We start from the raw sequence: 7,007 nt of genomic DNA, 5'->3' as shown, positions 1-7,007 counted from the left end.
TCCCCGGAGCGCGCGCCGCCGCTCCGCGACGCCGGCGGTGCCTCCCGGGGAGGCCGGAGCGGCCCGGAGGAGGCCGAGGCGGCGCACGGCTTCAAAGTCTCCGCGGATTTCTTGTGCCGGTCCACAGGCGACGCGGGGCCCCGCCGCCGATACGTTTCCACTGGCAGCGAGTACATCCAGCCAGGGAGACGTCGTGAACTTGCTCATCACCGGAATCACCACCCAGTCCTCCATCGCGTACGCGATCACGGAGGAGGCCATGCGCCAGGGGCACTCGGTGATCCTCACCAACCCGCCGGGGCGGCCCCTGTCGATCCTGGAACGGGTCGCCAAGCGGCTGCCCGCCGAGCCCGTCGACATCCTTCCCATGGACGTCACCGACCCCGAGCAGATCAGCGCCACCGCGAAGGCCGTGGCCGAGCACTGGGACCACGTGGACGGCGTCCTGCACGCCATCGCCTACGCTCCCGAGTCCGCGCTGGGCGGCAACTTCCTCAACACCGCCTGGGAGGACGTCGCCACCGCGGTCCACGTCTCCGGGTTCTCGCTCAAGGCCCTCGCCGTCGGGTTCCGCGAGCTGATGGCGGCCGCCCCCGACGGCTCCGGGGTGGTCTCCCTGACCTTCGACGCGAGCGTCGCCTGGCCCGTCTACGACTGGATGGGCTCCGCCAAGGCCGTCCTGGAGAACAGCACGAAGTACCTGGCCCGCGACCTCGGCGGCGACGGCATCCGGGTCAACGCCATCTCGGCGGGTCCGATCAAGTCCCTGGCCGGGGGCTCCATCCCCGGGTTCTCCCAGATCGCCGACTCCTGGGGCGACAACGCCCCGCTGGGCTGGGACACCAAGGACGCCTCCGTGGTCGCCGGTCCCGCACTGTTCCTCATGTCCCCGGCCGCGCGGGCCATCACGGGGACGGTCATGCACGTCGACGGCGGCTACCACGCCATGGGCGCGCCCCTCGCCTGAGCACCGGACGGCGCGGGGCGCACCGCGCGGTGCGTGGCGGCTCACACCCCCGGAGCGCGAGGGTTTACCAATGCGTAATACCGCTTTGACAAGGTGAGCCGGAGCAATCGCCGCACATCGCCGGCGGCTGGCGCAGCTTCCCGCCAGCACCCCGCCGTCGTCGCCGGGGGCCGGTAAGGACGACCGAAGGGGCGCGATCCGTGACCTATCTCCTTGGTTTGCGCATACGAGGCCGTGACGTGCTCGTCGTCGGCGGCGGCAGAGTCGCCCAGCGCCGGATCCCCGTGCTGGTCGAGGCGGGCGCCCGGGTGACCATGGTGGCGCCCGAGGTGTCCGCGGCGCTGGAGGACCTGGCCGCCGCCGGACGCCTCACCTGGCTCCGCAGGGCCTACGCCCCGGGCGACGTCGCCGGCCCGGACGCGCCCGCGTACTGGCTCGTCCACGCCGCCACGGACGACCCGGCGGTCAACGCCGCCGTCGCGGAGGAGGCGGAGGACGCCCGGGTGTGGTGCGTGCGCGCCGACGACCGCCACGAGTCCTCGGCCTGGACCCCCGCCAGCGGCACCGTGAACGGCATCACCGTCGGCGTCGTCGCCTCGGGGGACCCCCGCAGGTCGGCCGGGCTGCGCGACGCGATCACGGAGGGCCTCGCCGACGGCACCCTCGACGCCCGGCGCGGACGCGAGCCCCTGCGCGGCGTCGCGCTGGTCGGAGGGGGGCCCGGCGACCCCGGCCTGATCACGGTCCGGGGCCGGCAGCTGCTCTCCCAGGCCGACGTCGTGGTCGTCGACCGGCTCGCCCCGACCTCCCTCCTGGACCGGCTGCCGGCCGACGTGGAGATCGTCGACGCCGCCAAGATCCCCTACGGCCGGTCCATGACCCAGGAGGAGATCAACGAGGTCCTGGTCACCCGTGCCGCGCAGGGGAAGTTCGTGGTCCGGCTCAAGGGCGGCGACTCCTTCCTGTTCGGACGGGGAGGCGAGGAGGCCGCCGCCTGCGCGGCGGCCGGGATCCCCGTCATCGCCGTCCCCGGGGTCACCAGCGCCCTGGCCGCCCCCGCGAGCGCCGGGATCCCCGCCACCCACCGCGGTGTCGCGCAGGACGTGCACATCGTCTCCGCGCACGTCGCCCCGGGCGACAGCCGGTCGACGGTCGACTGGAAGGGCCTGGCCGCGGCGGGCGGCACCGTCATCGTCCTCATGGGGGTCGAGCGCATCCGGGCGATCGCCGAGGCCCTCGTCGCCCACGGCCGCCCCGCCGACACGCCCGTCGCCGTCGTACAGGAGGCCACGCTGCCGGGGCAGCGAACGGTGACGGGTACGCTGGCCACCATCGCCGCCGCGGCCCGTTCGGCCGAAGTGCGGCCGCCCGCGGTGGTGATCATCGGAGAAGTGGTCAAAACAGCGCGGGATCTTGACATACTGCACACGGGAACCCAGCTCGAGTCCCATCGGCTGGCGACCGGGCGCGATCCCCAGTGAGGCCCTCGCCGACGGCGTTCGTCGCCCGCCCGGTGGGGGACCGCCACTACCGATGAGGAGGGCATACCGATCATGACCCGGCCGTCGGCCGCACCGGACACCACGGGTGACGGTGCCTCGGACCGGTTCGGAACCGGACCGGCCGCCACCTCAGACCAGACCGCCGAGGGTTCCGCGGCCGTGCCCGGGGCGGACCCCCAGGGCATCGCCGAGGCACGCAGAGGCCCCACGGTCCCCGTTGCCGCGGGCCCGGCCAAGCACCGGGCCCCCGCACCCGACGACAACCGTTTCGACCAGGTCCTGGAAGAGCTGCGCAAGCAGATCCGCGACCTGGAGTTCGCCGAGGGGCTGCCCAACGCCGAGGAGGGCCGCACCCTCCAGGCCGACGTCCTCGCCCAGCTGTCCGACTACGTCCTGCCCCGGGTCCGCCGCCCCGACATCCCCCTGCTGATCGCGGTCGCGGGATCCACCGGTGCGGGCAAGTCGACCCTGGTCAACAGCCTCGTCGGCGAACAGGTCACCACCACCGGCGTGCGCCGCCCGACCACCAACAGCCCGGTCCTGGCCTGCAACCCCGCCGACGTCGACTGGTTCAGCGAGGCCTCGTTCATCCCGTCCCTGCCGCGTGTGCGCCAGCAGGGCCTGGCGATGCCGGGCAAGGACGGCATGCTGGTGCTCGCCGCCACCGAGGCCATGCCCCCGGGGGTGGCCCTGCTGGACACCCCCGACGTCGACTCCGCCGTCGCCGCCCACCACGAGTTCGCCGCCAAGTTCCTGGACGCCGCGGACCTGTGGGTGTTCGTCACCACGAGCACCCGCTACGCGGACGCCCGTGTGTGGGAGTTCCTCCAGGTGGCGCGCGACCGCGACACCTCGCTGGCAGTCGTGCTCTCCCGGGTGCCGCGCCGCGGCCGCCGCCGGCTCCTCGACCACTTCGGGGCGATGCTGGAGGCCAACGGGCTGGGCAACGCCGCCAGGTTCGCGATCCCCGAGACCGACCAGGTCAAGGGGGAGCGCTTCACCGCCAACGTCGCCGACCACATCCGCGACTACCTCGCGGAGGTGGCGGGGGAGGCCGAGCAGCGGGACCGGGTCTCCCGGCGCACGTTCATCGGCGTCATCGACAGCTTCCGCACGCGCGTGCCCGAACTCGCGCGCCAGGTGGAGGCCCAGATCGAGACCGGGCGCACGCTCTCCACGGTGGTGGACGACGCCTACGCGGGCGCCCACCGCCGTGTGGACACGAGCCTGGTCGACGGGTCCCTCCTGCGCGGGTCGCTGCTCGCCCGCTGGCAGGAGGTCGCCGCGAGCGGCGAGCTGGCCAAGAGCCTGCGCATGCGCGGCAGGCGCACCCGCCGGAGCGGCCGCGCCGAGCAGGCCGAGCGCGGCCAGCGGGTGAGCGCCCTGGAGCGCGCGCTCCGCGACGCGCTGGAGGCCGTGGTGGTCTCCGCCTGCGAGCACGCCTCCGACGAGATCGAACAGAAGTGGCGCGAGGTGCCCGGCGGCGGGGACCTCGCGGGCAAGGCCCTGGACCAGCCCGGCACCGGCCTGCTGTCACAGCAGATCCGCCAGGAGATCGCCGAGTGGCAGGACGACGTGGCCGAGATGACCACGGTCAGCGGTGCCACCAAGCGCTCCGTGGCCCGGTTCGTCACCTTCGACCGCGACATCGTCGCCCTGGTCCTGATCATCGACCTGCTCGGCTACGAGCGGTCCCGATCCGGAGGCGGCGCACACGCGGCCGACACCTCCGGCCCCTCTCCGCAGCGCCTGCTCAAGGGGCTGTTCGGCGCCCAGTCACTGCGAAGCATTGGCGAAACCGCACGGGACAACCTGCGCAGGCGCGTCCTCGGGCTGCTCGATCGCGAGCGAGTGCCCTTCGACAGCGCGCTCGCGTCGGCCGGGATCCCGTCCGAGGACAGCGCCGTCCAGCTCTATCAGGCCACGTACAACCTTGAGATAGCACGATGACGACTCAGTGGAACCCCGCGCAGGCGCAAGGGGACTACGGCGCGGCCGACGGCCGCGCCGAGGCCGAGGACCGCGAGAGCGGGCACCCCGGCCCCGGCGCCCGCGGGCACGCCCCGCAGGACGAACCGGTGCGGTCCGGAGGCGGGCCGTGGCGCGGGTACACCATGCCCGTTCCCGAGCACCCCGAGCACGCCGACCCCTCGGAGGACGGCACGGAGGAACCCTCCTACGACGGCATCACCGGCTACCCGGACCCGTCCGGCGCCGCCGCGCCGAGGGAGGCCCCCGAGCGCGCCGGGAGCGCGCCGGACGAGGGAGGCGGGGCCCAGGCCGGGCCAGGCCCCCAGGAGGCGCCTCCGCGGCGCTCGGGGCGGCACGCCAGGCACTCCGCCGCGCCCGGGGGGGACGGTCCCCCCCGGTCCGCCAGGAGCGCCCGGCCGGCGGGGGAGGCGCCCGCCGCCGAACCGGACGACATCACCCCGGAGGACCCCGACGGGCTCGCCGGGTGGGTGGGGAGCCTCGCCGAGGCCGCCGACGACACCCGTATCGCCGGGCGCACCACCGGCGCCTTCCCGATCGTGGGACAGCGCGCGGGCTCCGGCGGCGGGACCGGCGAACCCGCCCGCGCCCGCCGCGGCGCGGAGCCGCAGGAGCCCCCCGGCGCCGGGACGCCCGCCGACCTGGAGGACGGCGCCGCGGCGGACGGCGGCACGCCCTCCGCGGACGTGTCCGGCGCACCGGCGCCGGAGGAGCCCGAACCGCTGCCGCGCCGCGTCCCCGGGCCCTCGGCGGTCTCCGGCGCCTTCCGCGCGATCGGCCCCGACACCGCGTCCGAGCCGGCGGACGGCGGTGCCGGGGAGGAGGACGAGGAGGAGTACCGCCCCACCACCCACGACGAGTGGGAGACCACCCCGTCGACGAGCAGGGCCGAGCTCATCGAGCGCCTGGACGCCCTGTCCACGCTGACCGAGCTGGGCCAGGGCGACCTGCCCCAGGAGATCACCGCCCGGGCCGCCCAGCTGCTCGACCACGCCGGAGCCCGGCTGAGGCTGTCCGCCGAGCACACCGTCGTCGCGCTCGCCGGCGGCACCGGCAGCGGCAAGTCCTCCCTGTTCAACGCCCTGTGCGGACTCGAACTCTCGCAGACCGGGGTCACCCGGCCCACCACCTCCAAGGCGCACGCCTGCGTGTGGGGGCACGAGGGGGCCGACGCCCTACTGAGCTGGCTGGGCGTCCCCAACCGCTACCGGCACTCGCGCTCCAGCGTCCTGGACGCCGGCAACTCCGAGCTGACCGGACTGGTCCTGCTCGACCTGCCCGACCACGACTCCGTGCGCAGCATGCACACCGCCGAGGCCGACCGGCTGATCGGCTCGGTCGACCTGCTGGTGTGGGTCCTGGACCCGCAGAAGTACGCCGACGCCGCCGTCCACCACCGCTACCTGGCCAGGATGGCCGGCCACGGGGCGGTCACCGTCGCCGTCCTCAACCAGGTGGACAAGGTGGAGCCCGACGAGCTGGAGGAGCTGCTCACCGACCTGCGCCGCCTGCTGGAGTCGGAGTCCGGCGTGTACCCGCGCGTCATCACCACGTCCACGCTCACCGGCCAGGGCATCCGCGACGTGCGCGAGTTCCTCGCGGAGACGGTGCGCGAGCGCCGTGCGCTGGTGGACCGCCTGGTCGCCGACCTCGACCAGGTCGTCGAGCCCTTCGCCGACTTCCACGGCGAGGGGGACGTCCCCGAGACGGTCCCCGCCGACGTGCGGACCCGGATCCAGGAGGGGCTGGCCGGCGCCGCGGGGGTGACCGCCGTCGCCGACGTCACCGAGACCAACGACGTCAGGCGCGGCAAGCGCAAGGTCGGTTGGCCCGTGGCACGCCGCGCGGCCAGGCTCCGCAAGGACCCCCTGGCCGCCGTGCAGCTCGACTTCCTGCGCCGCGACAGCGAGAACGGCGTCCGGGGCCCCGTCGACGCGCACGTGGCCGAGTTGGAGACCGTCCTCGGGGAGGCGGCCGACACCGTCTCCGAGGGCATGCCGGCGCCCTGGCGGCGCCGGATGCGCACCGCCGCGCGCAGCGCGGTGCCCGAGCTCCCGGCCGAGCTGGGGGAGGCCGTCTCGGCGGCCGTCGGCGACCCGGAGCTGAGCCCCGGGTGGTGGAAGCTCGCCCGCACCGCGCAGTTCGCCCTGCTCACGGCGGTCGGCATCGGTCTGGCCTGGACGGTCGTCTCCGTGCTCAGCCGGCTCGGCGGCGGCATCACCGGCCTGGCGATGTTCGACGACCCGGTCTTCGCCGCCTACTCGGGCGCGCTGGTGGTCGCGGCGCTGCTGGTCGGCTGGCTGACCGGGGTGGGCTGCGGCAACCTCGTCGAGGTGGCGGCGGTCCAGCGCCGCGAGGACGTGGAGCGCAAGGCCCTGGGCCGGGTCCGGGAGATCACCGCGCTGCGGGTCGTGGAGCCGATGGAGGCCGAGCTGGCGAGGTACAGGGCGTTCCGCTCCGCCTACGAGGTGGCCGTGGCGGCGACCGGGACCTGAGCGGACGGCCGGCGACGGCGCGGTCGGTGCGCGACCGCGTCCGTCCGCCGGACC

Annotated in this window: 4 protein-coding genes; all 4 read left to right on the top strand. The window is 74.9% G+C overall.

Annotation, left to right across the window (positions count from 1 at the left end; translation table 11 throughout):
• Window positions 1–193: 193 nt before the first annotated feature.
• The 4 genes from fabI (at window position 194) to ACWGL3_RS29895 (ending at window position 6,953) form a co-directional block, all read left to right on the top strand.
• Window positions 194–967, top strand: coding sequence for an enoyl-ACP reductase FabI (gene fabI, locus ACWGL3_RS29910; RefSeq protein WP_267948560.1), 774 nt, complete (start codon window positions 194–196; stop codon window positions 965–967).
• Between the two features lie 200 nt (window positions 968–1,167).
• Window positions 1,168–2,448 carry a uroporphyrinogen-III C-methyltransferase gene (cobA, locus tag ACWGL3_RS29905; RefSeq protein ID WP_267948561.1) on the top strand — a complete coding sequence of 427 codons (1,281 nt, stop codon included), beginning with the start codon at window positions 1,168–1,170 and terminating at the stop codon, window positions 2,446–2,448.
• Between the two features lie 72 nt (window positions 2,449–2,520).
• Entirely contained in the window at window positions 2,521–4,419 is a 1,899-nt protein-coding gene (locus ACWGL3_RS29900; RefSeq protein WP_267948562.1) for a dynamin family protein, read from the top strand.
• Window positions 4,416–6,953, top strand: a complete 2,538-nt coding sequence (locus ACWGL3_RS29895) for a GTPase (protein WP_452462066.1) — start codon at window positions 4,416–4,418, stop codon at window positions 6,951–6,953. Before ACWGL3_RS29900 ends, ACWGL3_RS29895 begins: the two co-directional genes overlap by 4 nt.
• The last annotated feature ends 54 nt before the right edge of the window (window positions 6,954–7,007 follow it).

It is taken from the genome of Nocardiopsis sp. NPDC055824 (assembly GCF_053616335.1).
This window is presented reverse-complemented; position numbering and strand designations above follow the sequence as displayed.

What these genes read in the sequence shown, in the direction of transcription:
- ACWGL3_RS29900 (WP_267948562.1), top strand. Translation starts at nt 2,521, where the DNA reads ATGACCCGGCCGTCGGCCGCACCGGACACCACGGGTGACGGTGCCTCG.
- ACWGL3_RS29895 (WP_452462066.1), top strand. Translation starts at nt 4,416, where the DNA reads ATGACGACTCAGTGGAACCCCGCGCAGGCGCAAGGGGACTACGGCGCG.